23 protein-coding genes and 1 pseudogene are annotated in these 25,234 nt (G+C 39.4%); 15 read left to right on the forward strand and 9 right to left on the reverse strand.

The genetic code is table 11. From position 1 onward, the window contains the following. Window positions 1–150 precede the first annotated feature (150 nt). Window positions 151–801 (reverse strand): hypothetical protein, encoded by a 651-nt coding sequence (locus DVB69_RS00280; RefSeq protein WP_116015420.1) that lies wholly within the window; start codon window positions 799–801, stop codon window positions 151–153. Window positions 802–987: 186 nt separating this feature from the next. Further along, window positions 988–2,070: a leucine-rich repeat domain-containing protein gene (locus DVB69_RS00285; protein ID WP_116015422.1), complete on the reverse strand. Its 1,083-nt coding sequence runs from the start codon at window positions 2,068–2,070 to the stop codon at window positions 988–990. Window positions 2,071–2,639: 569 nt separating this feature from the next. On the opposite strand from DVB69_RS00285, the gene DVB69_RS00290 reads away from it, so the two are divergent. From DVB69_RS00290 to DVB69_RS00315, 6 genes are all read left to right on the forward strand, one after another. Further along, entirely contained in the window at window positions 2,640–3,158 is a 519-nt protein-coding gene (locus DVB69_RS00290) for an RNA polymerase sigma factor (protein WP_116015424.1), read from the forward strand. Then, window positions 3,136–3,753 (forward strand): hypothetical protein, encoded by a 618-nt coding sequence (locus DVB69_RS00295; protein ID WP_116015426.1) that lies wholly within the window; start codon window positions 3,136–3,138, stop codon window positions 3,751–3,753. The genes DVB69_RS00290 and DVB69_RS00295 overlap by 23 nt, the downstream gene beginning before the upstream one ends. A gap of 441 nt (window positions 3,754–4,194) precedes the next feature. Further along, entirely contained in the window at window positions 4,195–4,884 is a 690-nt protein-coding gene (locus DVB69_RS00300; protein ID WP_116015428.1) for a FadR/GntR family transcriptional regulator, read from the forward strand. 62 nt (window positions 4,885–4,946) lie between these two features. Beyond that, window positions 4,947–6,119, forward strand: a complete 1,173-nt coding sequence (locus DVB69_RS00305; RefSeq protein ID WP_116015488.1) for a CynX/NimT family MFS transporter — start codon at window positions 4,947–4,949, stop codon at window positions 6,117–6,119. A 788-nt stretch (window positions 6,120–6,907) separates the two neighbouring features. Then, on the forward strand, window positions 6,908–7,600 hold the full coding sequence (locus tag DVB69_RS00310; RefSeq protein ID WP_116015430.1) for a hypothetical protein: 693 nt from the start codon (window positions 6,908–6,910) through the stop codon (window positions 7,598–7,600). Window positions 7,601–7,749: 149 nt separating this feature from the next. Further along, on the forward strand, window positions 7,750–8,466 hold the full coding sequence (locus DVB69_RS00315) for a dihydropteridine reductase (RefSeq protein WP_116015432.1): 717 nt from the start codon (window positions 7,750–7,752) through the stop codon (window positions 8,464–8,466). A 235-nt stretch (window positions 8,467–8,701) separates the two neighbouring features. On the opposite strand, the gene DVB69_RS00320 is transcribed toward DVB69_RS00315, so the two are convergent. Further along, entirely contained in the window at window positions 8,702–10,366 is a 1,665-nt protein-coding gene (locus DVB69_RS00320; RefSeq protein ID WP_116015434.1) for a sensor histidine kinase, read from the reverse strand. Between the two features lie 7 nt (window positions 10,367–10,373). Next, window positions 10,374–11,072 (reverse strand): response regulator transcription factor, encoded by a 699-nt coding sequence (locus tag DVB69_RS00325; RefSeq protein ID WP_116015436.1) that lies wholly within the window; start codon window positions 11,070–11,072, stop codon window positions 10,374–10,376. 93 nt (window positions 11,073–11,165) lie between these two features. On the opposite strand from DVB69_RS00325, the gene DVB69_RS00330 reads away from it, so the two are divergent. From DVB69_RS00330 to DVB69_RS00340, 3 genes are all read left to right on the forward strand, one after another. Then, the gene (locus tag DVB69_RS00330) at window positions 11,166–11,876 is read left to right on the forward strand and encodes an ABC transporter permease (RefSeq protein WP_158540998.1); all 711 of its coding nucleotides are present in this window, start codon (window positions 11,166–11,168) and stop codon (window positions 11,874–11,876) included. Further along, window positions 11,876–12,769: an ABC transporter ATP-binding protein gene (locus DVB69_RS00335; protein ID WP_116015440.1), complete on the forward strand. Its 894-nt coding sequence runs from the start codon at window positions 11,876–11,878 to the stop codon at window positions 12,767–12,769. Before DVB69_RS00330 ends, DVB69_RS00335 begins: the two co-directional genes overlap by 1 nt. A gap of 65 nt (window positions 12,770–12,834) precedes the next feature. Continuing rightward, window positions 12,835–13,977: a DUF418 domain-containing protein gene (locus DVB69_RS00340; RefSeq protein WP_116015442.1), complete on the forward strand. Its 1,143-nt coding sequence runs from the start codon at window positions 12,835–12,837 to the stop codon at window positions 13,975–13,977. Window positions 13,978–14,153: 176 nt separating this feature from the next. Here DVB69_RS00340 and DVB69_RS00345 read toward each other — a convergent pair whose 3' ends face one another. Beyond that, window positions 14,154–15,215 carry an aromatic acid exporter family protein gene (locus tag DVB69_RS00345; protein ID WP_116015444.1) on the reverse strand — a complete coding sequence of 354 codons (1,062 nt, stop codon included), beginning with the start codon at window positions 15,213–15,215 and terminating at the stop codon, window positions 14,154–14,156. A gap of 181 nt (window positions 15,216–15,396) precedes the next feature. Further along, window positions 15,397–15,558 carry a hypothetical protein gene (locus DVB69_RS17480; RefSeq protein WP_158540999.1) on the reverse strand — a complete coding sequence of 54 codons (162 nt, stop codon included), beginning with the start codon at window positions 15,556–15,558 and terminating at the stop codon, window positions 15,397–15,399. A gap of 20 nt (window positions 15,559–15,578) precedes the next feature. Here DVB69_RS17480 and DVB69_RS00355 point away from each other — a divergent pair. The 4 genes and pseudogenes from DVB69_RS00355 to DVB69_RS00370 all read left to right on the forward strand — a co-directional run bounded on the left by DVB69_RS00355 (window position 15,579) and on the right by DVB69_RS00370 (window position 19,159). Then, window positions 15,579–17,033, forward strand: a pseudogene (locus tag DVB69_RS00355) (IS1182 family transposase). 492 nt (window positions 17,034–17,525) lie between these two features. Then, window positions 17,526–18,074: a DUF2441 domain-containing protein gene (locus tag DVB69_RS00360; RefSeq protein WP_116015490.1), complete on the forward strand. Its 549-nt coding sequence runs from the start codon at window positions 17,526–17,528 to the stop codon at window positions 18,072–18,074. A gap of 116 nt (window positions 18,075–18,190) precedes the next feature. After that, window positions 18,191–18,502: a YqhV family protein gene (locus DVB69_RS00365; RefSeq protein WP_116015492.1), complete on the forward strand. Its 312-nt coding sequence runs from the start codon at window positions 18,191–18,193 to the stop codon at window positions 18,500–18,502. Between the two features lie 333 nt (window positions 18,503–18,835). Further along, window positions 18,836–19,159: a hypothetical protein gene (locus DVB69_RS00370; RefSeq protein WP_116015448.1), complete on the forward strand. Its 324-nt coding sequence runs from the start codon at window positions 18,836–18,838 to the stop codon at window positions 19,157–19,159. Window positions 19,160–19,274: 115 nt separating this feature from the next. Here DVB69_RS00370 and DVB69_RS00375 read toward each other — a convergent pair whose 3' ends face one another. From DVB69_RS00375 to DVB69_RS00385, 3 genes are all read right to left on the reverse strand, one after another. After that, window positions 19,275–20,699, reverse strand: a complete 1,425-nt coding sequence (locus tag DVB69_RS00375; protein ID WP_158541000.1) for a DHA2 family efflux MFS transporter permease subunit — start codon at window positions 20,697–20,699, stop codon at window positions 19,275–19,277. A 153-nt stretch (window positions 20,700–20,852) separates the two neighbouring features. Next, the gene (locus tag DVB69_RS00380; RefSeq protein ID WP_116015452.1) at window positions 20,853–21,326 is read right to left on the reverse strand and encodes a MarR family transcriptional regulator; all 474 of its coding nucleotides are present in this window, start codon (window positions 21,324–21,326) and stop codon (window positions 20,853–20,855) included. 119 nt (window positions 21,327–21,445) lie between these two features. Next, window positions 21,446–21,742: a hypothetical protein gene (locus DVB69_RS00385; RefSeq protein ID WP_116015454.1), complete on the reverse strand. Its 297-nt coding sequence runs from the start codon at window positions 21,740–21,742 to the stop codon at window positions 21,446–21,448. A 682-nt stretch (window positions 21,743–22,424) separates the two neighbouring features. Between DVB69_RS00385 and DVB69_RS00395 the strand changes: the two genes are divergently transcribed. Then, window positions 22,425–23,813, forward strand: a complete 1,389-nt coding sequence (locus tag DVB69_RS00395) for a TldD/PmbA family protein (protein WP_116015458.1) — start codon at window positions 22,425–22,427, stop codon at window positions 23,811–23,813. A gap of 2 nt (window positions 23,814–23,815) precedes the next feature. Further along, window positions 23,816–25,159 (forward strand): TldD/PmbA family protein, encoded by a 1,344-nt coding sequence (locus DVB69_RS00400; RefSeq protein WP_116015460.1) that lies wholly within the window; start codon window positions 23,816–23,818, stop codon window positions 25,157–25,159. Window positions 25,160–25,234 lie beyond the last annotated feature (75 nt).

Raw genomic sequence — 25,234 nt, forward strand, 5'->3', positions numbered from 1 at the left:
CGACAGTATCTGACAGCTTATAACTACTCGGAAAATGGTAATGTGACATGACAGGTTGAGAACATCTATAGGCGAGTGAAACAATCATGAATGTTTAAACAAACGCGAAAGTTTCTTACGCAGGAGTGTTTTACAATGACTGTATACTGATTACTCCTTAAATTCCCCTGGAAGAACGGCGTAGGAAGTAAACTCGGATTCATCTTCACTAGACACCGCTCGGATATGAAAATGGCCCTCCTCAGAAGGGAATCTTTGTTTAAATATTTCGCTTGTAAATTCAAAGATCGGCAAGCCGTTTTCCATTTTCACCTCACCCGTCATTTTAGAATCGGTAGGGATGTGATTTTTAGCATGCGCTAGAACTTCATCCTTGTTGGGCAACGGTTCATCACCGTTGAAGTGTACATTGGTTCCAAAGATGACCATTTTATCGTCCGCTTGTACAGAGAATCTGTCATAGTTTGATTCCAAAATTGGGTGTACGTACCCTTCACCTTTTTCATGAAATGCGATAACTTCGTCTATTCTAGCGTTCCAGTCATGCTCGCCATCCGATCCCATAATGTTTTCAAGAACAGGCAATGTATCACCTAACCCTCCGTCCTTCGTTACTTGTTCTTCATAAATCGCAGAATCGATGGAATCGTCAGTCTCATCGATATCTGTTTTTTCTACTGATTTATCCACCGATTCTTCTGATGATGGTTTCTCTTCTGTTTCTTTTGGTTCGGAAGACTGACAGCCTCCGAGTAAAAGTCCCCCTAGAATAAGCGGCACCATTGCATAAGTTAACTTCAAAATTAGTCCCCTCCAAAAATATTTTTTTGAAAAATTTATTTCAACGCAATCAAACTTAAACATGTATAGCAACTAATTACCGTTCTTGAAATTAAAATAAAAGTAAAACTTCTGTGTGTGAATTCATGCTAATTATTTAAACAAACAAAAACAGTCTCTTGCTTGATGATCATGAACTATTTTCTATTAATATCTGACGTCTACATCACTAAGCTCAGATTCTATTTTCTTTCCATCCAGGTTTTCATTGTCGCTTATCGATAATTCTCTTAAATTTGGAAGAGCTGTAATAGGCTTTATATCTGTGACTTTTGTTTTGGATAGATCCAAAATCTCTAAATTTTGTAACTTTTCAAGGGAAGTCAAGTCACTAATATCTGTATTAGATATGTTTAGCCAAGTGATGTTTGATAACTCTTCAACAAAGTCAATACTCGTTAACTTATTCTCATTCACACTTAACACTTTCATCTTTTTTAAGTCCTCGATCATATTAGCATCGGTCAGGTTGTTATAAGATACATCGAAATATTCTATGTTGGTTAAAGTGCGTAACGATTCGAGGTCATCAATGTCATTAGTAGCAAGATATAATTTTTTAACACTGGTTAAGTTTGCTAATGGTGAGACATCCGATATCTTATTACGTCCGAGATTGATATCATCTAAATTTTCTAAATCAGCAAGAGGGGATAAGTCGTGAACGTCATTACCATGTAATTGGATGAAACGAAGTTTTGGTAAACTTGCCAAGACACTTATGTCTTCTATTTCGTTACCATCTAATCTGAGATTTTCTAATATATTTAAATTTTTAATAAACGAAATATCCTGTAACCCATTAGAAGATAAATCAAGAGAATAAAGTTTTGTTAAGTTTGTCATCGGCGTATAATCGGTAATTTCGTGATTTCTGAGTTCGAGAGCTTCCAGGTTTATTGCATATTCTAATCCTTTCAAAGATGTAATCTTTTCATCATCTTCTAAAATCGTACTGCTTGTTTTCACGAAGTGGAGTTCCTCCATGTTTTCCTGAGTGGGTTTGGACTTGTCTCCAGCTGCATCTTCCATTCCTAGCTCGTCTAAGATAAGTGTACGCAAATGCTCATCTTCAATCCCTTCGAAAGGCTCACTCGGCTTAGATACAGATGTTTCAGCCTCATCTCCAGACACGACTTCAACGTCCTCAGTAGATTCATCTTGCGTTGTATCACTGCACCCTATTAATAACCCAAGGGGGAGTATCATCATAAATAATAACTTCTTCAATTCGACATTCTCCTGTCATTTTTTTTATTTTTAAACATTTGAAGGTACAACACTAATGCAAATAGATTGAAAATACAATAAACCGAAGTAGCTATTTACCTTCTTGTCCACGTGTTACTTAAGTACAAGGGATTGTTTAGAAAAAGGTGACTATAACTGGTGACGGTATGTAAAATAATCATGAATGGTTAACTAAAGACATAAGTTTAATACACTATTACAAAAATAGAATCATAGAAAAACACCCAATCTGTTGGCAATATAACGGATTGGGCGTTTTTTCTTCCAACATAAGTGTGGAAACTCCATAGCAAGAAAATGAAAATCTTGGCACCTAAAAATTCTTATTACTTTAGTAATGGGGACTATCTGTAATATTGAATAAATTGGCGAAATATAAAGGAGGTATCTGTCCGCGGAACAATCATGAATGTTTCTTGTACAGACACCTAGCCTAGGAGCGTTATTTTATTTGTCTCTATTCGTTTCGGACATCATATGGAATAATTGTGTATATATTCGTTACTAAATTTAGAAATCTGTGTCTATGTATATAGAAGAGAGGTGACATGATGTCCGCAGAACAATGGTTTGAGGATTATGCCAGTGCCGTATACAGCTATATCCTCATGCAAGTGCGAAACCGGCACACAGCAGAGGAACTAACACAGGAAACATTCGTGAAAGTCGTGGAAAAAGCGCATCAGTTCGATGGCCGTGCCGCGGTGAAGACGTGGATCTTCCGGATCGCCTACACGACCACATTGAACTACTACAGGAAAAAGCATCCCCTAACGCACTATTTAGATAAGGACTTTCAACTATTTGGCAGCCAGCCGTCATCCGAAGAAACAGCCGTCCTTAATGCGCAGGAGGCAGATTTTTATGAAGCGCTCCGCCGCCTTAAGAAGAGCCAGCAGCAAGTCATCTTGCTCCGTCATATCCAGGGATTCTCAACGAAAGATACAGCTTCTATTCTGGGTAACACGGAAGGCAAGGTGAAGATGAGCCTGAAACGCGCATTGGACGCATTCAAAAAAGAACTTGAGAAAGGAGGCATGTCACATGAAACTATATACCGACGATGAACTGACTCAAAAACTCGGATCCCTTAGTGAACCGTTCCAGCCCACGCAAGAACAAAAAAAGACCATGCATCAATCGGTCTTCCACGGGAAAAACGTACGAACCAATCGCCGTACTTTACACTGGAAACCAGCTTTCGTTTCGATGTTGATGCTCATCTCAATCGCTTTTATCGTGACGATTCTAATCGGCAAAACGTACTCGCTCAGTTCTGGCTTTTTTGCTAAAGATGTAACCGATTCATGGGAAGGCATCATTATGAAGCAGCAAGATTCGTTTGAAGTGACAAATTACTCCATTGCTTTCGATGGAGAAACAATGGGCATCCAAAACAATTTTATGGGGGAGTCCTTCATTGGGACTGATAAGAGCGATATGGAAATCAGAAAGGCCGCAGATGATTATCAAGCGAAACTGTCCAAAATGAAGCTGCATGAAGGAAAATTCCAAAATTACACGGTCAAAAAAGAAAAAGAACGGTACACCATTACCGTACCCGGCGAAAATGGTTTCACGTACACCTTGGAAAAGACTGCACCACGCCAATACGTAGGGGAAGATGGCATTCGATATAGCGTGAACAACTATACCGACTAAAATTGACGTTCCCTGCATACGATACGACACTGAATCATTTATGAATAGTGTTCGATTTCCACGGTGCGCAGGCAGCAATCACGGGCTCGAAACAAACAAGAACTTTTATTGCACAGGGACCTAGCACAGAATCGTGTTGAAGTTGTGATGTGAACAGTGATGAACAAAGTTAGATGAAAAGCTATGAGTAGCTCTCATCTAACTTTTTTAATTTCATCTACATTCGGGAACTTAGAAATAGGTATCGGTGTATGACACAACTCTAATTAGATTCTGGATTTTATCGAAATCATACATCTATAGTAGAAAGCTTACTTGGTTAGCTTTAACAGTAAGCTTTTCAGTGGAGACTTCTCATATTTACATCTAATTATTTTAGTGTTATATTGACTAAGTCCAATCATCCTACAACTTTTCAAAAAAACCTTTGGAGGTGCACTCATGCTGAAAAAGACAGAACGTTTGTCGTTGGTTGAACAAGTGGTGATTCAAATTGAACACCTAATCGAAAGTGGTCATTGGCAAATTGGTGATCATTTGCCTGCTGAGATGCAATTGATGAAAGAGTTTGATGTGAGCCGGAATACACTAAGAGAAGCGATCCGTGCTCTCGTTCATGCAGGATTACTGGAGACCAAACAAGGGAGCGGTACGATTGTGAAATCGTCTAGTGCCTTTGGTGTAGCGCTTCATAGACAAGTTGAAAAGTCGAGCATCATGGAAACTTTAGAGGTGCGTCTTGCTTTAGAAAGAGAAGCAGCACAGCTTGCAGCCATACGGCGTGATGATGTTGATTTGGAAGCGATGACGGAGTGCATTCAGTTATGCAAATCGGCATCAGAAAAAGGAGATGTACAAGAATTTATACAGGCAGACATTTTATTTCATAAAGCAATGGTTAAAGCATCCCATAATATGATGTTAGAACGTCTTTATGAGCATATAACTGAACCCCTGCAGTCTTCGATTGAAGAAGTGATGGTGGCAGATGACTACTTTAACTATAGCAAAGAGATTCACTATGAATTATTAGAAGCCATCAAGAAGCAAGATGTTCATGCAGCAATTAGTTATGTAAATCAATACATAAACGATTTCAGAGAGAAGATTAAACGCATTCAGGAGGACTAAACTTGCAAAAAGATACAACATTACAACAAACAAAAGCAGATTCAAAGAAAAAATGGCTTTTAATGATTGGCGTCATCTTAATTGCTGCCAATTTAAGAGCGCCACTCACATCGATTGGTTCGTTAATTACATCCATACGAACAGATCTAGGGATTAGCCATGCGCTGGCGGGAACGATTACAACGCTTCCCTTACTCGCATTTGCCATCCTTTCACCTTTCGCACCGAAAATAGCTCATAAAATAACGATGGAAAAGACAATTTTCCTATCATTAGTCGTCTTGGCAATTGGTATTGTCATAAGATCATTATTTGGAACAGGGGCATTATTTACAGGAACTATTCTAATTGGTATTGCGATTGCGTTTGGTAATGTGTTGCTGCCTGGATTTATTAAAATGAACTTTCCATTAAAAGTTGGGATTATGACCGGTATGTATGGGGTGTTTATGAACGTCTTTGCAGCTTTAGGGTCGGGTTTAAGTGTACCGTTAACAACTGTCGGCGCAATTGGTTGGAAAGGATCTCTCGCATTTTGGGCCATTCCTGTTATTATTGCGATTGCGGTTTGGGCTCCACAAATGAAAAAGGGGAAAGATCCAACTGACTATTCAAAAGCCACACCAAAAGAGAAATTATCGTTAGCTCGTTCACCGCTTGCGTGGTCGATTACGATTTTTATGGGACTACAATCTTTAATTTTTTATACGTTAGTGACGTGGTTGCCGGAAATCCTACAAGGCATTGGGTATAGTATGAGTGCAGCTGGATGGATGTTATTTTTAATGCAATTTGCTATTATTCCATTTACATTTATTATTCCTTTACTCGCCGAACGTTTGAAAAATCAAATCCTACTAGGTGGGGCGACTGCGGTTTTGTTTATTCTCGGTATAACTGGCGTCTTAATTGGAAATCATTCTTTGATGCCTCTATCAGTAATTATGATCGGTATGGGAGCAGGTAGCGCATTTAGCTTATCGATGATGTTTTTCAGCATGAGAACAAGCAATGCCGTTGAAGCATCTGATATGTCAGGTATGGCACAATCGTTTGGCTACTTACTAGCAGCTACTGGCCCAATGGTATTCGGTGCTTTACACGATAGGACAGATAGTTGGACAATGCCTCTTATTATGTTAATAGCTTTGGCTGTGGTCATCTTAATAGTCGGTATTGTGGCTGGAAGAGATCGAGTAATTGGAAATACAATTTCAAAAGAGTCACAGATCTAAGAGTGGTTACTGTTAAGAATTCGGTGCCTGTTTACTTTACACCTCACTTGCAGTTCTGAGGACTGTCTAAATTTCGCGCTGCACAGACGTGAAAAAATAAAAGGCTAGTTGAAAGCTGTTATTGCAGCTTGTGACAGCCTTAAACTAATGAGACAACTAAAAACACCTTCCGTTGAAAATAGGGTAGTAACCTTATTCAATCAATGTGGAGGTGTTTTTCTAGTGCAACACGAGATAGTTTTCCTACAGAACTGTTACCTAAGACACCTCGCAGACCGTAAAGTAAGAATCTACGCATCTTTAAGCTGCTAACCGCAACTGAGGAAAGCGGCACTTTTGAGTGTAGTCAACCGGTGGAGAAATGTATTCCGCACAGTTACCAAGTGATGTATGATGAAAGTACAGAGAATTCTCACAATAAAACATGTCTTATAATCTGACCTCAAAAGTAAAAGCGATTCCAAAAACAAACGAAACTGAAACAGCGCGCTGAAGGAATTCATTATTTCACTTACGCTCGGCCTGCCGGTGGTGAACTATATTGTTACAATCTACGAAGGGGATTAACAATCATTAACTACTTACCTGTTTACGAGTATGTAATTGCGGACTTGAGCTAAAAAGTACTATCACAACATGAATCGGGAAGTTCATCACCATAACGATTGACCAACAACATACTGACGTGAAGTATGACTCGGCTTCTTTTTCCCCATAGCTATATTCCTACTTGCTAGTCTGTTGAGTTGAGATTGAAACTATGCGAAAACTTTAGGAGGATTAACAGTATGAAAAAGAAGTGGTTATTGGTAATAATTTTGTCTATGTCTTCACTAAGCGCAGGGTGTTCGTTCTGGGATGGTATACGGGGATGCCCAGACGGTCAAATCGATTGGACGGATGCCCTTATGATGAACGATATCAAATATGGCAGTGGGTTTATACATCAAGAGGATACTTCTCTTCCGGAAACAGGAGACAGTCTTGGTAAAGTATCGTATATGCTAGACGGTCATGCGTGCTCCAGCCATAAGCTGAAAAACGGTGAGGCTACTTATGTTTCTGTGGGAACGCCAGTTTACGAAGTGGTAGGTTACCAGCCGGAATTTCGTGTAATTGCAGACGGCCGTGTATTTCAAGTGATCGACAATCCGAATGCAGAAACGCTGAGTGACCTCGCAGACATAGAAGGGAAAGTGACTAAAATTAGTATCCGGAGGGATGAGGATGATACGTTGCTTGGGGAACTGGACCCTGAACAAACTAAGGAATTTCTTAAAGAATACTTGTCTCTTCCTTATAAAGGGGATATAGATCCGAAAAACGAAAATAATAGGCACGCCCGGGTCCTGATCTATTTCCAACTTGAAGACGGAACCACTTTCCATACAATCTACATCCTTGATGAAAATATAATCGGTTATGATGCATTCGGAAACGAGAAGATGAAGGGGATTATTGAATCGGTCGTGAATGAGTGACATCATATTCTGAATTGCGTTGGAGTTGTGTAGTGCACACCTTCACACTCATATCATTACAATCTGGAAGGTATTTAATTGAGAATTATTATCAGTTATAGTATATTAGACAAGGAAAGATACTTATACCTACTAAAGGGGGATTTATAATGCAGATTTACTGGACTAAAATCAATAAGATTATAGAAGAAACGCCTGAGGTTAAAACCTATTTACTTGATTGCCCGGAAGACTTTACTTGGGAAGAAGGGTCTCACACTCACTTCGCGCTGGAAGGTTTTAATGCCGGTGAGAAACCGAATCGCAGCCTGATTCGACATATGTCCATTTCCACACTACCGCATGAAAAGTCAATCGGTATTACAACCCGCATTAAGGAACAGTGTTCAGAGTTTAAAACGATTTTAAGAAACCTTGGTGTAGGTGATGAAGTCGCAATATTTAAAACGCATTCAAATGTACCACTAAAAAGAGAAGATAAAAACGTGTACTTGCTGTCCTCAGGTGTAGGGTTGGCAACATTCAGACCGTTGGTACTTGATTATTTCGAACGTGCAGACAATGTCAATCAAATCCATTCACTGAACATTGATTCTTCAAAGGATTTTTTATTCACTACTGTGTTTGAATCCACGCCTGACAAGAAATTCACATCCCAGTTCGTCGACAATCGAAATGACTACTATGAAGAAGTGAAGCGACTTGCTTCGGACAAGGATGGTCTCTTCTATGTGGTCGGAAGCGATGAATTCCTCATGCAGAATATTGAAGTGCTTCGTGAGCAGGGCGTTGAGCCAGAACAAATTATGCTTGATAAGCATGAAGAGTCTCTTCCTAAGTTTTTATCATTAGATTTGTCAATTTAAATGAGGCAATAAATTCATAGTGATGCCTGTGCACGACACAACTGTGGGATAAAAGTGTTAAAAGTAACCCTCTCATCTACTTAGCATGGTAGAGGAGGGGGTTACTTTTTTTGTTTCGTGTATAGAGCAATCATCGCTACAACCACTGTTCGGTGTTGCTACAAGGAACATTCCGAATTTAATACGCTTCATAGATAAAGATTCCATCGGGTGTTATTTCTCTGTTTGTAATGACCTACACGTGCAGAAGCCTAATGGTGATGGTTGTCCCATAGTTGTTTGAATCCACACTAATTTTACCACCATGTGCTTCGACTAATTGTTTGGCTATCGTCAAACCAAGACCTGTTCCAGAATCACCTGAGGTCGTGTTCGTTCCTCTATAGTAGCGATCGAATAGATTCTCCATCATCGTAGGGGACATGCCTATGCCTTCGTCTCGAACTTCAAGCAAAACCCAATCATTTTCTAGGTTTATGTCTACATGAATTGGCGTACCTTCTGGGTTGTGTTTAATCGCATTGCCAATAACATTGTCTAACACCCTAGTAAATCTCCTTGGGTCAATGGCGACATAAAAAGATGCGCCTACTTCAGGAAAGTTAACAGTTTCCGTCTCGATTTTCCTAGCGTATTCATGTATGAATTTCCCCAACTCAATCTTTTCTATTTCAATTAACACGCCGTCATTTTTCAACTGATACGTATAGGTTAAATCATTAATAAGTGCATCCATATAGTTTGCTTTTTCTTGCATTACTGACGCAAACTTCTTCACTTCTTCACCCGTCCAATTATGACTCGATTCGAGCATCACCGAGTAACCGTAAATTGAACTAAGTGGCGTCTTCAAATCATGCGATAACCCGGTAATCCAATCTTCTCGAAGTTGCTCAGTCTTTTGTAGTTTTCGTTCATTCTCTTCCAGATTATTAGCCAATGTGATCAAAGATACATCCACATCTTCATAAACTCTATATTTTTTCTTTAATCGTCCATCTTTCTCGTTTCGTATTTTGTGGTCTTTTACATGTCCATAATCTTTTCTAGACAACTTTTCAATCTTTTTCATGAAATAAAAAACAGGTCTTCCAAATCTTTGACCTATCCAAAGTGAAAATAGAATAATAAATAGTAGAAGAATGCCGTGAAAAAGAGCAATGCCTATTAGAAACTTTTTCAAAAAATTAATCATAGTAGTATCAAAGGGTGCATAATGCGGATTAGGCATTCTAACGACAGCAGTTGTTCCATCCTCAAGTGTTTTAGATGCTTTTATCTCTTTTTGTTCAGCTAGAACTTGTGACATTTCAAGCAATTCCATCCCATTCAACGCATCTTTCCCATTATCTTTAGATCTATGGATAAGACTACCGTCTGCGTTGTAGAGCTCGAATACAGCTTTATGCTCTTCTAATAACCTTTTCTGATCATTAGTAATCGAGGGAAAACTTTTAGAAGTTATAAGTGTTTCCAACAGTACATCGCTATCTGTCCGTTCAATGAATAACAGCGAACGGTCTTTTTTCAGCAACCATATATACGAACCCTTATCAGCAGACATTTCATTGAAATCCGTAAACGTATACTTCGAATGTTTTTCACTTTCCTCAGCAGAAGAACTAATTACGTTTCCTTCTTTATCAATAAGTTCTAAGAATCCACCGCTCTCTTCCGCACTTTTCTTTATTGCATTTGAAAACAGGAAGTTTCCCTCTGAATCCCTCTCAATGTGACTCTCGATGGTGCCTATATCTGCTTCCCGGATATTTGTATATGCATTAAAATCACTAAACCCTTTAATTGCCAATAAGATAATGATAAGTATAGAAGCGACGGCAATACTTAAATAAAAGATGAAGAAATAACCAACAAACCGGAGTGTAATCTTGCTAGACACTACTCTTTCACTCTCCCTCAGTATGGAGTTTATAACCAATGCCACGTACTGTTTTTAAATAGATTGGAGAGCTTGGATTGATTTCAATTTTTTCTCGTAACCTGCGAATATGTACCGTAATCGTATTATCATCTATAAAACTATCCAACCCCCACACAGCTTCATAAAGTTGTTCTTTCGAAAGAACTTGATTCGGATGCTCACAAAACAGTTTCAAGAGATGAAATTGTTTTCCTGGAATCTGAGTGACAACTCCATTTACAAATAATTCTGCAGCTTCTACATCTAGTTGAACATGTCCAAAGTCATATCGGTTTCTTCCTTTATTTACTGTAGACAGGTAGCGGCTTGTTTGCACTTTAACACGTGCTGCCAGTTCCATTGGATTAAAAGGTTTCGTTATATAATCATCAGCACCGTGTATGAAACCGCGTAATTTATCTGCATCAGACGATTTTGCTGTCAAAAAGAATATCGGCGCGTCTGATTGCCTTCGGATTTGTTCTGCTAGTTTAAGACCAGTTCCATCAGGCAACATAATGTCCAATATATATAGATCATAAGACTTTTTAAGAATGAGAGTTTCTGCTTCCCGATAAGTTAAGCACACATCAATATCGAAGAATCCTTCCTTACGCAAAATAATATCTACCATGTCCCCAATCGCTTGTTCATCATCTAACACAAGTATTTTTGCCTGTTCCACTAAATTCCCTCCATATGTAAGATTCTGTTAAGGTTCCAGTCACATTCGTTTAAGATTCACCCTTTATAGTAACAAATGAAAGGGTGGTTTTGTATGTGGGTTATTGCTAAGCATGAAAGTTTACAACTATTAAAAAGCGTTAAATCAATTCTCGTTCTACTATTTCTACTCGGCTGTGCGTATGCCGGCGTAAGTGTTACTGAATTATTAAAGAGCTCCTTCGACATGATGAACGGAAATGATTTATCCGTATCTGCAAGTGAGGCGATGATCCATTCGATAGGTTTATCGTTTGCCATTTTCATTTTCGGTCCATTATTTGCATTCATACTTACACATGATGCGATGAATCGAGATATTGAACAACGGACCATGCGTTTTTTAATAACAAAAACCGAACGCAAAAAGATCGTTCTAGGAAAAGTGATAGGCCATTTACTATTTTGGTTTACCATTCTTACACTATCATACTTACTCATTTTCATTTTATCTGGCTATTTTTCATTTTTCGCTTTTTTTCAATCTTTTTCATTCATATCTGTATTTGTTGGATTGGCATTATTGCTTTCTTTGATTATTAAGAGGCCAATCTTCTCTTCATTTATTAGCATTCTGTTAGGGATTGCACTTCCCATCTTGAGCTTATGGGCGATGATTAGTGAAAAATGGGTTTTCTCAATTTTTAAATATGTTTCTCCTTATAATTACTTGAAAGATGATAATATGCTTTTTCTTGTTAACTTTGCTTTTACAGCTGTGTATATAGGTTTGGCAATTTATTTATTTAGAAAGAAGGATGTATAATGAATGCCATTTCAGTTCTAAATTTAACAAAATCATACGGTCGTACTAAAGCAGTGGATTCAGTAAATCTACACATCAAAAAAGGAGAATTATATGGATTTTTAGGGCGTAACGGTGCCGGAAAGTCGACCTTCATCAATATGCTAACAGGGATTATTCAACCAACAACAGGCGAGATTACCTTACTCGACGTAAAAAACAGCAGCATACTATTCAAACGAATCGGAGTGTTACCGGATTACACCGCATTTTATGAATCAATGACTGCCCTACAACACTTAAGCTACTTTTCCTCATTGCAAGGGGCTAAAAAGTCGAAAATGGAGTGCCTGACAGTTTTGGAAAAGGTCGGACTTGTCCCACATGCAGCTGTAAAAGTCGGCAAATACTCATTCGGTATGAAGAAAAAGTTAGGCATTGCACAAGCAATCATTAATGAGCCCGACTTGCTTATTCTTGATGAGCCCACTTCAGGAGTGGACGCGGAATCAGCGATTCATATCCAACGGCTTCTCGTTGACCTCAACAAAAAAGGAACGACTATTTTCATGACCTCGCATAATTTGGACGAAGTTGAAAAGATCTGTACGCGCATTGCAATTATGAAAGATGGACGTATTGTAAACGAAGGAACGCTTTATGAACTTAAAGAGAAGTATACAAAGTCACTTGAAGTGTCCATGGCTTTATCCGAAAGGCCATCCAGTCAACTTCTCTTGGAGGCTACTCAAATCACAGGCCCTATAGAAACTTTAGAATCTACCCTGAATTTCAGAGCAAGTAATGATGAGATGATCGAGGAAGTCGTTCGACTGCTCGTAAACTATGGGATTGGCGTTCATCGAATCTCAGCCAACCAACCAAATCTTGAAGATATTTTCTTGAATGGATAATAACGAGATACAAGAAAGCATATGAACATATATTTTTTAAAATCACATGTAGGGGGAATAATACTGTGTCGACAACAATTAAAAGAGTAGGAACAATCGATGGAATCAGGGGGTGGAGTCTATTTGGGATTCTTCTAGCGAACTTACTCATCTTTCAATACGGGATTTTCGGAAAAGATGAAATAGGCTATTTCAATCTTTCATCTACTAACTTAGGATTTTACTATTTTACTAAGATCTTTATAGAAGGTGCTTTCATGCCCATCTTTACATTCATTTTTGGCTATTCCCTCATATTAATGAAGAAAAGTCTTGAAAGAAAACAACTACGAGTTAAATGGCATTTATTCAGAAGGTCAATTATATTAATGGGACTTGGACTCTTACATAGCACTTTTTTATGGGAGGGGGATATTTTATTGATGTACGGAATTATGGGGATTTGCCTTTTACCTTTTGTTATGCGAAAACCAAAAACGATACTAATCTGGGTCGTCATTCTATTTTCTCTAATTACGGCAGTAAGCTTAGTCGATTCTGATGGAGATTTCAAATTAACAAGTGAAGCCAAAATGACATCTTATCTAAATGAAACAATGACTATTTATAGTTCTGGAACATATAGCGAAATTAAAGATCATCGTCTGAATAAAGATCCTATGGAACTTGGGGTAGGAGAGGGAGCAGTCATGCTTTTGCTGTTGCCACTTCTATTAAGTCCGATGTTTTTATTCGGGATGTATGCGGCCCAAATGAAATGGTTTCTGAATCCTATAAAAGAAAAAAGAAATTACTTAGCTGGCTTATTAATACTCATACCTATAGGTCTATTATTAAAAAGTACACCCTATCTTTTTGATGAACTTAATATGGAACCGCTTGGTGGGATTGTTCTTCCAATCGGATACATTTGCCTAGTTGCATTCGCTTATTCCAAATTCCCAAGAGCGTTAACTGTTTTTGAAAACGTAGGGAAATTATCGTTAACCAATTACATCCTGCAAACTGTTATATGTACTTTTATCTTTTACGGGTATGGTTTTGGTTTGTTTGCGAAACTTGGGGTTGCAGCTGGAGTTGTTTTAGGAGTCGTCATCTTTACTTGTCAAATAGTCGTCAGTACTTTGTACTTGAGATACTTTAAACAGGGTCCCTTAGAAAGGTTAATCAGAATCGGGGTTTATTTGCGACTACGGGGTGCGCAGTAAGTCATCAATAGTATTTGCGGTCACTTAGCATCTATTAAATCCCTGAATTTATTGTCTGTACGTATAAATGGTTGCGATTCTGTTAGAGAAGTAGAATACCTGACTAAAGAATGTACTTCTCACAACATTAACGCTATTCAGAGTCAGGTCCTACATAGACAACGACGGATTGTCTCTTAATCAGTTTTACTATTTGTGTTCGACTTCTCATGTGACGATGTGCGCTCAGGATTGTAAAATCGATCCACTAAATTGTATATCGTAATAAGTTCATAAAGCATAACTAATTCCGGTGGAAATTGAGTTGGATGGATTTCATTGTTATTTGTTATCTCTTCATTGTTTCTCCAGAAAAGATCGGTGAGGTTTTTTAAGTGCAGCTGGTGCTTTTCGGAATTATAGGCCGCTGGATGCTGTAAGTCATTGGCAAGTTCCGCTACGGCGTGCATGATGATATCACGCTCTGAATTCGACCATGAAATCTGATTTGAAGGTAAATAGTCTAAATTCCCTAAATGATAATCCAAGTTATGCAAATAGGCCATTTGCCTTTCAGCCATGAGAAGCCCCTCATGATCCCCACCTAACAACGTGGGCAAGTTCGATTCATCCCGTTGAAAACGAATGAGTGTTTCTGTTTTCATGATTTCCTTATTCAGTTGGTGAATGATAACCCGATCTATTTTACGATTTGTGTGTTCGTCATAAAGAATCGTGCGGAAAGTTTGTTCCAAAATAGTTCCTGCCCGCGCCCCAATATTCTGGATGCTAACTAAAATATCTTTCCGATAATCTGGGCGGAAGACGATCATGTTCACAGCAGTGGATACCAATAGACCTGTCGTGGTTGTCCCTAGACGGATGAAAAAGGAGATTAAATAATTGCTGTGGATGACCTCAACCATGGCGACAGCAGTCAATGTTGCTACAAGTAGCCCAGCATGGAGGTTTAGTTTGTAGCAGGTTAAAATGGTGAAAACTGCAGCCAGTGTATATGTAATTGGAGAGTTTCCGAAAAGTGCAATAAAAAAAACAGCATATGCTGAACCAATAGCAGATGCCGGGAATCGGACGATGCCTTTTTTTATGGAATCACTTACGGTCGGTTCAATAGTGACAATTGCCGTGATCACAGCAAATACGGGCGGCCAGTGAAACCATTCACAAATAATAGCTGTTAAAAATATAGCAATCCCTGTTTTTACTATTCGGATGCCATGGAAATGAAAGTTTCGCATATGATCTTGTCCCCCAATACATTTATTTTAACATAGAAAAACAGTTGGCTGTGTACGGAGGCCACTGAAAAAGTCCATTAATAGTTGGTTAAGCGTGGGAGACTGTTGATTTGCGCTCCAGGCGGACGCTTTCCGAGGGGCTCGATTTCAGCCTCCTCGTCGCTTCGCTTCTGCGGGGTCTTCAATCTTCGCTGATCCCTCCGGAGTCGCCGCCTTCTGCTCCAATCAACGGGGGTTCGTCATTCATCATTAGACAGTCAAAACCTTCTAATTGAAAAATATTGAGCTCATCATCCGTGAAACGGGTGATGAGCTCTTTACGTTTGTTGTATAATAAATGCATTACATTCAGGTGGTGTCCCAATGCTCTCTAACCAAGAAACCGTACAACTCAGTCCTTATATGGCTATCTACGATCTTGTTGTCCCTGCGGACAATATGCTTCGTCAAATTAATGAACTGGTTGATTTCACATTCATTCTAGAGGAATTAAAAAGTAAGTATTGCCTGGTGAACGGACGCAATGCCGTGCCACCGATTCGCATGTTCAAATACCTCCTGCTAAAATCAATCTTCGATTTATCGGATGTAGATATAGTAGACCGTTCAAGGTATGATATGTCCTTTAAATATTTTTTGGACATGGCACCGGAAGAAGGTATGATCGACCCTAGTTCATTAACAAAATTCCGTAGACTCCGTCTTCAAGATGAGGTTGGACATGCTCATTTGTAAGACGATCGAGATTGCACTGGAAAAAACCTGATTAAAAGTAAAAACATGATTGTGGATGCCACCCATACGAAATCACGTTATAACCAAAAATCACCGAAGGAATTTCTAACGGAGAAATCGAAAAATGTACGAAAAGCAGTCTATCAAATTGATGATTCGATGAGAGAAAAGTTTCCTGAGAAGACTAACTCTGACGAAGTGGAAGATGAACTAGATTATTGCCGAGAAGTTATCTCAGTCATTGAAAAGGAAGAACAGATTGCGCGAATTCCTTCTGTTCAGGAAAAATTGAATGTGTTGAAGGAAGTTGTCGAGGATTATGAAGAAGGGCTTACGTTCTCAGCCGATCGAGATGCCCGAGTCGGACATAAAACAGCGGACACCTCTTTAATTGGTTATAAAACCCATATTGCAATGAACGACGAACGCCTGATTACGGCTGCGATTGTCACAACTGGCGAGAAAAGTGATGGTAAATATCTACAGGAATTAATCGTGAAGAGTCAGAACACAGGAATGGAAATCGATACGGTCATTGGAGATGCCGGGTATTCAGGAAAAAATAATATACAGTATGCAAAAGAAAATGAGCTTCAATTGGTTTCTAAATTACATCCTTTTATCACGCAGGGCACCCGAACAAAAGAAGAGGAATTTGAATTTAATAAAGATGCCGGCATGTACGTCTGTAAAGCGGGGCATATGGCCATTCGCAAAGCACGGATCGGAACGAAAAAACTCAGGACAAATAAACTGCAAACGTATTATTTTGACGTAGAAAAGTGTAAGGTTTGTCCACTCTGCGAAGGCTGTTATAAAGAAGGAGCGAAAAGCAAGACCTATTCTGTCTCTATTAAGTCAACAGAACACGAGGAACAAGAAGCATTTCAAAATAGTGAGGAATTTAAGGAGAAAGCGAAATCTCGCTACAAAATCGAAGCGAAAAATAGTGAATTGAAAAATCGACACGGGTATGATGTTGCCACATACCAGGGTCTATTTGGCATGCAGATGCAAGGAGCCATATCGATTTTCGCAGTCAATCTGAAACGGATTATCACCTTAATGAAGGAAGCGAAGTAATAAAAACTAAAGGAAGAGGCACCATTTTGTTCAAAATTGAACGAAATGGTGCCTCTTTTTTGTTCTTACAACTTGCTAGCTTAAAAAAAGTAATTTTTTCAGTGGCCTCCTGTGTACGAGCGCTTTTTGTTTCATTATTGATTACTACTATAATAACTGGGTCAGTTCTACGAAAACTCAGGTTGTGGTGGTTTATCAGGTATTGTGATAATTCTAGTTTTCTGGTAGGATGTGGATGCATTTTAAGGAGGTTTGCATGTGAACGATTCGTCTAATAAGGATGGTTTAGAAATGATTGAAGAAGGAGCGAGGCACGAAGGTACTGGTTCAATTAAGACAACAAAAATTACTACTGAACAATATGAGTGGCTTGTTAATCAGGCTAAAAAAGTAGAAAGACTGAAGAAAGAAAACGAAAGGTTACAAAAGAAGAGTAAGTATACTCTTGAACCAGAGGAGTTTTTTGCGTACCACTTAGTTACCAACCAAAGGATGAGTCTTGGGCAGCAACTTCACTTTGACAAGCATCAAAAAAACACACTATATCGGTTCTTTTTTGAAAAGGAACGGTTATCGTCTACTGGTGAAGACTTTATGCAGATTTTACACAGTCATTATACAGATGCAGGATTAAACCTAGATGATGAGTGTGCCAACGTAGTTGTTGGTTATGCAAATCAAACCATTAGAGCCATTCGAGAAGTGATTGCAGAAATGGTTAGACTACAAGAATATCCTGAATATCCTTCAAGGTTATCTTGCTTATATGCAGCGAAAAGTTATGAAGATTCTCTGAAATGGAAGGAGTTATTTGATTCGTACAATCGGAAGGTCTTGCAGATTGTTAAACTAAGAGTCGTTGGGAATTATTTCGAGGGGGACGGAGACCTTTTACCGAAAAACGATGGTGTTGCTTTTGTTCGGAAAATTGAACAAGCAAAAGAGTATTGGAAGGGGGATGTGAAAAGTGAGCTCCCTGAGATGTTGATTAATGGAAAAATAGAGGTGGTGGAAATTGTTAACGAATTTCCATCCCTATAAAAAGTTCTGATTTTCGAATACTTATGAATGTAGGCTCAACAGGCATTCAACTCATGACATCACTCAGAATAGTTTCCAAGTGGAACATTGGAAGGCTTTTCAAATAATGTATGGACATGTTGCATATAGTAAGTGTGAATACTATTGGGGATGTGATCACAGTTATTGAAAGGGCTTTGCTTTTCATCATCTTGTTACGGATAATTTCAGGAAGTATCGAAATATCAGCCGCTGCATTGATGTACAAATTCAATGATTTGGAGAAGGCATTCTACATTAACAGCATGCTGGCTTTAGTTGGGCCGGTTATCTTGATTGTCACGACAGGACTTGCACTTAGCGGCCTCACTGAAAAGATCTCTTTGACGAGAATGGTCTGTCTGTTTTCTGGAGTTTTACTCATCCTGTTTAGTTTAAAGGCCAAGTGAGAACTTTTCGGAAAACGGGATACATATGAATTATAAGTGAAAAAGTATCCGTTTCCGAACACAAACATTGAATCTTGAAATGTAGTATGCGCAACAACTTGAATGGAGTGTAGACAAAATTTGATAGTCGTCCCCCTTTGCCTCCTTAAAACGGAGGTTTTTTTATGTTTATCTATAGAAAAAGAGGTACCTGCTCACGATACTATACCGAATGATTGAACAATCACCAATTTTCGAGACACAAGTACTCTATTGTTTTGTATAATGGATAGGTGAGATGGAGACAGTGTTTATCAATCGAAAACAAGTGGGAATGAGCAGGAGGATTAGCTAATGGCATTCGGAATTAATCGTACAGAATTGATAGCTTGGAAAGACGCGGTTCGTGCAGGGGAGATTGCCTTTCTTACCCACTACTGGCTCGATGACCGTTTTGCGGGGTGTAAAACCGTGACAAAGGTAGGGTGTGCGAATCTTAATCGACTAATTGAATGGGGAAAAGCCTATGGCCTCAAGCCTGAGTGGATTGACTACAAAAAAGATTATCCCCATTTCGATCTTTTCGGCAAAATTGAAGTTGAAGCTCTACTGGACGCAGGTTTAGAAGACAGATTGAAACGTTTTAACTTGATGAAAAGCCCAACGAATGATGAATAGATGCGCGTGTCAGAAGCTAGCACGAATGTTTTATACATACAAGAAAGTTTCTTACACAAACATCCAAAGATAAAACAGCCTAGCAGATATACTCTGTTAGGCTGTTTAGTTCGCGTCAATTTACAGCTTTCTTACTACTCAAGAACCAAGCGGGAAGGAACATCAAAAGCGTGAATCCCGCAGCCCAGGAAAAGCCTGTGTTATACGCATGTGTCATCGTCAAAAGTGACGTTGACTTAGGTGAGGTGATGGCAACGTTGACAACGATTGAAGCTAAAATGGCCGAACCGGCTGCTCCACCGACTGACTGCAAAATATCCGTAGTGACTGTTGCTTGACCCATTCGTTGTTTAGGGACACCAATATAGGCAGCACTCATCACCGGCACCATCATGATTCCCATACCCAGTCCACGCACGAACAAAATTGTAACTAACCACCACGTCGACGTACTCACGTCGACCCAAATGAATGGCAACGTCGCTAGTAAAGTAATGAGTAGACCTGTAATCGTCACCCATTTGGGGCCGATGATATCCGTTAATTTTCCTCCTTGCGAACGCATTACAAGCATCCCGATTGCCTGGGCACCCATGATTAGTCCGATATTCATGATGCTTTCTCCACGAATGTTTTGAAAATATAACGGCAAGAGCATCAGTGGTCCATTGGTGGTAATACCAGCCAGCATCATCAGTATCGTAGCTACAGTTAAGTTTCTATATTTGAAAATCGTTAGAGGCACAATTACTTTGTTAGGTTTAACTTTCGCATAGATGATATACAGAATGATTGCCAACAAACTTACCCCTAGCTCGAATAGCATGTTAGTTTGAGCTAAGAAGTCTATGTCGGAAGAATAATGAGAGATACCGAGTATAATACCAGTGAAAAATCCTCCCAATAGGCCAATTCCTATATAATCAATCTTTAACTTTGGATGGATGGCGGGTAGATCGGGAACGCCAAAGAATACGAAAAGTAAGCTGACTATCGTGATGGGGATGTTAACCCAAAACATCATATGCCAGTTGGCGTGGTTAACAATAAAAGCTCCTAGAACTGGACCAATCACGGGACCAATCATAATAGGAATCCCGATTGTCGCCATCAAGGTACCAATATTTTTACCATTGGCTGCCCGCATCACTAAAGTGGAAAGCGCCTGCATTAGTAGTCCAGCCGCAGCCCCTTGGATCAGTCGGCCAATGATGAGTGAAGGAACGGTGGTAGACATCGCTGCAAATAGCGAGCCAATTAAAAACATTAATAAGGCCGAACTATAAACCGATTTTCCATTGAATCGATCAGTCGCCCAACCTCCAAATGGTACGGCGATGCCCATCGTTAGCGTGTAACCGGTAATCGCCCATTGCATGATGGCAATCGAAGTATGCATGTCTTTTGACATTGTCGGAATCGCAATATTGACCATCGTTGAGTCAAAAATTGGAGCGAGCACACCGAATGCAAGAATTAAGCTGATGCGCAATACTGTTGGATCGATTCTCTTTTTTTGTTTTATAGGTGTTTCAATCATATTAAATCCCCTTATCGCATGCGTAATGAGTATTTGTTTCCTAGGAAACATTGTTATTGTACCTTATTTTTGTTTCCTGTTCAACAAAATAAATCAAAAAGAGGCAGCCCTCTCTCTATGGAGAAGGGCTGCCTGTGGTTTCGTTATTCGAATCTATTCCGACTTGATGTCAATACCTTGTTTCTTTATTTCGTCATCCAAATGTTTGCTATACCTTTCTACAAAGGTGAGCATTCTAGAAAATTGTTCCTCAGTTACTTCCTCAAACACGGCTTTATCACGCTCTTGAAACTCTTTGTGCAGGTCATCATGGACGTTGTTAATTACTATCCCTTGCTCAGTAAGTCTGAAATAGATTTCTTTTTTGTTTTCCGGCTTCTGATAGCTTTCAATTAACCCTTTTTCTATAAGTCTTTTAGTCATTTTACTCGTAGCACCGCGCGTCATATAAAAGGCTTCTGCAAGTTTGGTCACATTAGAGTCTAAATGACTTCCAATGTATTCGATGCAATGTACTTCAGAAGGCTTATGACCCTTTAGGCGGGCATTCATCTTAGACTTATTTAGATGAGCCATCTTATTAAATAAGTCTCTGAACCCAATCATGACCTGATCCTCTTTGTTCATAACTGATCCTCCCAAGTATTGGTACATTATCAGTACTATATTAAATATTGTTTTGAGTTCCATGATATTGAGATAATGGGTAACTTCAAACGTCCTTTGAAATAGAGGTCTTCTTGGAACTACTTGTCCAACCGATGAAATTCATCAGCCACTACAAATGCAAGATCGTCATTTCCGAACATTTGAAGAACATCCAGCATCGTTTCATTATCGATGTGAAGTTCATCGAATCCGTCATCGCTATCCATGACTTCAGATAAGAGTTCATTAAACGATTGAGCAGGGTATGCTTTTTGATAGAGACTTTGTGGATCTAAGTTATAATTTGTGCACCATTGTACAAATAAGCGAACCATAAGAGTCTCATCTTCTTTATACTTCTGGATAACTTGTTCGTCGATATTTTTAAATTCCATTGTCTAATCCTCCATTGTTACGCTATGATTCTAAGTATAAACGATAAAAGAGATTTCTAAAATGAATGTCAATCACAGAATGCATGCTAGCATCAAAAAACTCATTTGAAAAATCTAACGGCAGGATAGACCTTCTTTAAAGGATGGTGAATTAGCAATGAAAAAGTTTATTTTATATAGTGTCCTTTTCATTTGGTCCGTTTTCTTTTTATACTTTTTCAACATGTTTATGCCCAAGAATATTTTTTACTTTATTATAGGAATTCCAGTGTTGTACGTTAGCGTAATGCTTATTTATAAAGCTTTTAGTAAATCCAACAAAGATGTTGAAAGCGAAAATGACTTATTAACGTGAGCTTTTCGTTCAACTGAATCTTAAAGTTGCTAGGTAGAAGTTCAAAGTAAAACCAGTGACTTGAAAATTGTCATTGGTTTTTTCTTTATTTGCTACCGATATAAGATTTAGATTCATTCGTGAATGATTAAGCAATGATGCGAGTATATTGGGAAGCTGTCCAACATTAGGCAGATAGTTATGTATGGAGAAGAGAGTTACAAATTCTTATTGGAGGGTATTTCTCCATGATACTACTATTGTCTGGTGATAAAACTGAATAGTTACCTAAATCAGTGGATTCTAACAAAATGTAGGTTATAATCCAAATGGAGGGGGAATGAAAAAATGATTAAGCAATCAATAATAGAAAACGTGTTGGAAGCCGCCTTATCGACTGGCGGTGATTTTTCAGAGGTTTTCATAGAAGACAAGTTTGTGAATTCGATTGAATTACAAAGTGATAAGATCGAAAGTAGTATTTCAGGTCGAGACTTCGGAATTGGAATCCGGATTTTCTCCGGTCTTCAAAATGTGTATACGTACACCTCTGACTTTAGTGAAGAAGGACTGATTGAAGCGGCGAAGCGTGCGGCTTTAGCAATTAGTGGAGGTGGGAATGGGATCATCCATCCTTTACAAAAGGAAATCGTCAAACCAATTCATATGATTGCTCAGCTACCTCAAACTGTGGAGCACGCACGAAAAGTGGCAGTGATGAGAAAGGCGAACGAAATTGCCAAGAATTACGATGAGCGCATTCGTCAAGTTGGGCTTCGTTATGTTGATGAGGAGCAAAATGTCTTAATTGCCAATTCTGAAGGAAAGTTCGTAGAGGATAAACGTGTCCATTCACGACTTGCGATTCAATCGACAGCTACGGATGGTGTAGAAATGCAGAGTGGTTTCTATGGTCCAGGAGCACATGCGGGGTTTGAATTCATCGAGAATCTGGACCTTCAGCATTACGCAGGAGAGGCGTCACGCATTGCAGTAACGATGCTCGGTGCGGATAAGTGTCCTAGTGGCAAGTTCCCGGTGATCATCGACAACGAATTTGGTGGAGTGATCTTCCATGAAGCGTGTGGTCATGGACTTGAGGCGACTTCGGTGGCGAAGAACAACTCCGTATTTGCGAATCGAATCGGTGAAAAGGTTGCACCTGATATCGTGACATATATCGATGATGGCACACTCCCTAATGAGTGGGGCTCCCTGACGATTGATGATGAAGGAGAGAAGACTCGTAAAAATGTGTTGATCGAAAATGGGATTTTAAAAGGATATATGATCGACAAATTTAATGCGCGTCGCATGAATGCGGAAGCGACTGGGTCTTCTCGTCGTCAGTCGTACCGATTTAATCCTACTTCCCGGATGACAAATACGTATATCGCTCCTGGTAAATCGACTCCAGAAGAAATCATCGCATCAACTGAAAATGGGATTTACGCGAAATACATGGGCGGTGGGTCAGTCAATCCAGCAACAGGCGATTACAACTTTGCTGTAGCAGAAGCGTATTTAGTAAAAGATGGTAAGATCGATCGCCCAGTTCGCGGAGCCACGCTAATTGGAAACGGTGCAAAAACACTACAGCTTGTTGATAAAGTAGGCAATAACTTAGCTCATGGTGCTGGAATGTGTGGGTCTGTCAGTGGTAGTCTTCCTGTAAATGTGGGGCAGCCCATGCTACGTATCAGTGAAATTACTGTTGGTGGGACAAAGGGGGAATAACAATGGAAATTCAACGATTTCAGGAAGACCTATTAAAAAGAGCACAGGAAGTTGGTTTTGAGGAAGCTGAAGTTTATTATGAAAAATCGAATGCATTCCAAGTGAAGATATTTGAAGGGGAAATCGATAGCTATGAAACTTCTGAAGAAGGCGGTGTTGGCTTCAGGGGATTATATACCGGCAAAATGGGTTATGCATATACAGAAAAAATCGATGACGATTCCGTTTCTTTCTTAATAGAAAGTGCAAAAGCGAACGCAGATGCTTTGGATGAAGACGATGGCACAGATACTTTTGAAGGAAGTGACCACTACTCACACCATTCCCGTTATAGTGATGCGCTTGCCAATATCCCAATTCCAGAAAAAATATCGTTCATAAAAGAAGTGGAGAAGAAAACGTTAGCTTATGATCCACGAATTGTTTCAGTCAATCACTGTGTGCTCCAAGATTTCGAGGGAGAACGAGTTCTAACAAATAATAAAGGGCTCTCCTTGCACGATAAAATGAATGGGCTCGTTGTTTTCGTTTATGCAGTTGCCAAAGAAAGAGATGTGATGAAGACAGGTGGCGCAGTCCGTTTGACTCGGGATTTCAGTTCCTTGGACGCAGATGAGATTGCAAAAGAAGCAGCCGAAGAAGCGCTCTCTTATTTAGAAGAGAAATCAATTCCATCCCGAAAGTATCCGGTCATCATGCGACACGATGCATCGGCTTCCTTATTAGCGGCATTCACACCCATCTTTTCCGCCGAAAAGGCACAAAAAGGTCAGTCTTTGCTGAAAGACAAAATCGGTGAAGGAATTGGTGCGAAGAATTTCAGTCTCGTTGATGATCCCTTCCATCCTGAAGCATTGTTAGGTAGAAACTTCGACGGGGAAGGGGTAGCGACAGAAAAAACGATGGTCATTTCAAATGGCACTCTGAATACTCTTCTTCATAATCGGAAAACCGCTAAAAAAGATGGCGTTGACTCAACAGGGCACGCAAGTAAGTCTTCTTATAAGAGTACATTATCCGTTGCACCTGACAATTTATACATTGCACCAGGCGAAGAAAGCCAGGAAGAGCTTCTGGCCACTATCAAGGAAGGGGTGTTCATCACGGAATTGTCTGGCCTCCACTCCGGTACGAGTACCATTTCTGGAGATTTCTCGGTTGCGGCAGCAGGCTTCTCTATTATAGATGGAAAAATCGCTTCTCCTGTGAAGCAAATGACAATCGCAGGAAACTTCTATGACTATATGAATGCAATCGAATCCGTTGCTTCTAACTTAAAGTTCGTTCCGGGGGGTTATGGTTCGCCTTCATTAAAATTGAAAGAATTATCGGTTACAGTGGATTAATAGAGTGATTGTTTACAACGCAAATGGACAACGGAACTCTAAAGATAGGTTTAATAGGACATCCCACATAGGATG

Source organism: Sporosarcina sp. BI001-red (genome assembly GCF_003384035.1).
Taxonomy (GTDB): Bacteria; Bacillota; Bacilli; order Bacillales_A; family Planococcaceae; genus Sporosarcina.

What these genes read in the sequence shown, in the direction of transcription:
- DVB69_RS00290 (WP_116015424.1), top strand. Translation starts at nt 2,640, where the DNA reads ATGATGTCCGCAGAACAATGGTTTGAGGATTATGCCAGTGCCGTATAC.
- DVB69_RS00295 (WP_116015426.1), top strand. Translation starts at nt 3,136, where the DNA reads ATGAAACTATATACCGACGATGAACTGACTCAAAAACTCGGATCCCTT.
- DVB69_RS00300 (WP_116015428.1), top strand. Translation starts at nt 4,195, where the DNA reads ATGCTGAAAAAGACAGAACGTTTGTCGTTGGTTGAACAAGTGGTGATT.
- DVB69_RS00305 (WP_116015488.1), top strand. Translation starts at nt 4,947, where the DNA reads ATGATTGGCGTCATCTTAATTGCTGCCAATTTAAGAGCGCCACTCACA.
- DVB69_RS00310 (WP_116015430.1), top strand. Translation starts at nt 6,908, where the DNA reads ATGAAAAAGAAGTGGTTATTGGTAATAATTTTGTCTATGTCTTCACTA.
- DVB69_RS00315 (WP_116015432.1), top strand. Translation starts at nt 7,750, where the DNA reads ATGCAGATTTACTGGACTAAAATCAATAAGATTATAGAAGAAACGCCT.
- DVB69_RS00330 (WP_158540998.1), top strand. Translation starts at nt 11,166, where the DNA reads ATGTGGGTTATTGCTAAGCATGAAAGTTTACAACTATTAAAAAGCGTT.
- DVB69_RS00335 (WP_116015440.1), top strand. Translation starts at nt 11,876, where the DNA reads ATGAATGCCATTTCAGTTCTAAATTTAACAAAATCATACGGTCGTACT.
- DVB69_RS00345 (WP_116015444.1), bottom strand. Translation starts at nt 15,215, where the DNA reads ATGCGAAACTTTCATTTCCATGGCATCCGAATAGTAAAAACAGGGATT.
- DVB69_RS17480 (WP_158540999.1), bottom strand. Translation starts at nt 15,558, where the DNA reads ATGCATTTATTATACAACAAACGTAAAGAGCTCATCACCCGTTTCACG.
- DVB69_RS00360 (WP_116015490.1), top strand. Translation starts at nt 17,526, where the DNA reads ATGAGTCTTGGGCAGCAACTTCACTTTGACAAGCATCAAAAAAACACA.
- DVB69_RS00365 (WP_116015492.1), top strand. Translation starts at nt 18,191, where the DNA reads ATGTTGCATATAGTAAGTGTGAATACTATTGGGGATGTGATCACAGTT.
- DVB69_RS00370 (WP_116015448.1), top strand. Translation starts at nt 18,836, where the DNA reads ATGGCATTCGGAATTAATCGTACAGAATTGATAGCTTGGAAAGACGCG.
- DVB69_RS00375 (WP_158541000.1), bottom strand. Translation starts at nt 20,699, where the DNA reads ATGATTGAAACACCTATAAAACAAAAAAAGAGAATCGATCCAACAGTA.
- DVB69_RS00380 (WP_116015452.1), bottom strand. Translation starts at nt 21,326, where the DNA reads ATGAACAAAGAGGATCAGGTCATGATTGGGTTCAGAGACTTATTTAAT.
- DVB69_RS00385 (WP_116015454.1), bottom strand. Translation starts at nt 21,742, where the DNA reads ATGGAATTTAAAAATATCGACGAACAAGTTATCCAGAAGTATAAAGAA.
- DVB69_RS00395 (WP_116015458.1), top strand. Translation starts at nt 22,425, where the DNA reads ATGATTAAGCAATCAATAATAGAAAACGTGTTGGAAGCCGCCTTATCG.
- DVB69_RS00400 (WP_116015460.1), top strand. Translation starts at nt 23,816, where the DNA reads ATGGAAATTCAACGATTTCAGGAAGACCTATTAAAAAGAGCACAGGAA.